The sequence below is a fragment of the Roseateles sp. P5_B10 genome (assembly GCF_056400485.1).
This window is the reverse complement of sequence record NZ_JBFULE010001328.1, coordinates 1-927: the sequence shown is the minus strand read 5'-3', so window position 1 is coordinate 927 and position 927 is coordinate 1. Positions and strand designations below refer to the sequence as shown.

General features: G+C 61.1%; 2 protein-coding genes. Both read right to left on the bottom strand.

Annotated elements, in window-relative coordinates; all coding sequences use genetic code 11:
* Positions 1-83: 83 nt before the first annotated feature.
* Positions 84-311: a hypothetical protein gene (locus AC1DU6_RS33090; protein ID WP_068738890.1), complete on the bottom strand. Its 228-nt coding sequence runs from the start codon at positions 309-311 to the stop codon at positions 84-86.
* A 374-nt stretch (positions 312-685) separates the two neighbouring features.
* Positions 686-927, bottom strand: a 242-nt coding sequence (locus AC1DU6_RS33085; protein ID WP_477862540.1) for a hypothetical protein, incomplete at its 5' end; no start/stop codon positions are given.

The window sequence follows — 927 nt, the reverse complement described above, 5'->3', positions numbered from 1 at the left end:
TCAAGACACCTATCTGGACGCTCAGCGCGCCTAGTTTCAACAAACCGTCGACAATATTGCGAGCAGGATCGTAACTCATCTGTCTACCAATGGCGCCGCCGCGCCATTGCTGCTCCGAAAAGAAAAGCAACTAAGAGGGCCCCCAATGGCGCGTCCCGTGTGACCTTTGCCAGAATGTCTAACGGTCTGCCGGGCTTGCGACCCTCGTCGATCGCTGTGCTGACCCGGTCGGCGGCGTCTTTGACGCCGTCGATGACGACATCTTTCAAATCTTCGGCTGGCTCTGCAGGTGGTAGCGTTTTGTCAGTCATGTCGTGATCTCCTCGCTGCAGCAGCACAAGCTTGCGATCCGGCATATCGTTCCAAACAGTCTCGGAACTGTTCTCCAACATTCGCTTTGAACCGGCTCAACAGGGAGCTCGATCATGTCATCCACAGCCGTCGCGATATKAATCTCGGCAATTGTCGCAATTTCAGCGCCTGCTTTCGCCCAAGGTGGTGGAGGTGGCGGCGGGGGAGGATCTAGCGGCGGCTCGGCGGGTGGCAGCGCGTCTTCAGCTGGCGGCGCAGGATCGTCTGGCGCTGGTGCCGGCGGAGCTACGGGCGCTGCCAACTCCGGCAACATCGGGACCGGCAACATCAACAGCGTCACCGCGGCGCCATCGTCCTCAACCAGCTCGCAAACCTACGGACAGTCGCCGGCTGGCGCGGCTGCGACGAACTCGCTGAGCAGCACCAACACGGGCGTGATGGCCAATCCGAACGCTGGGCCGCCTTCTTTGAGAAATAGCGGCGCCAGCGTCGCTCCGGCCGGCCGGGTTGGGGACAAAACTCCGAGCCAAGATGCGAAGTGAGGCCGCGCGCCAGCAGCCGCCTGTTTCCGAAGTTTCAGTTCAGACCATGCGCGGTAGCAGTCATACCCAGCGC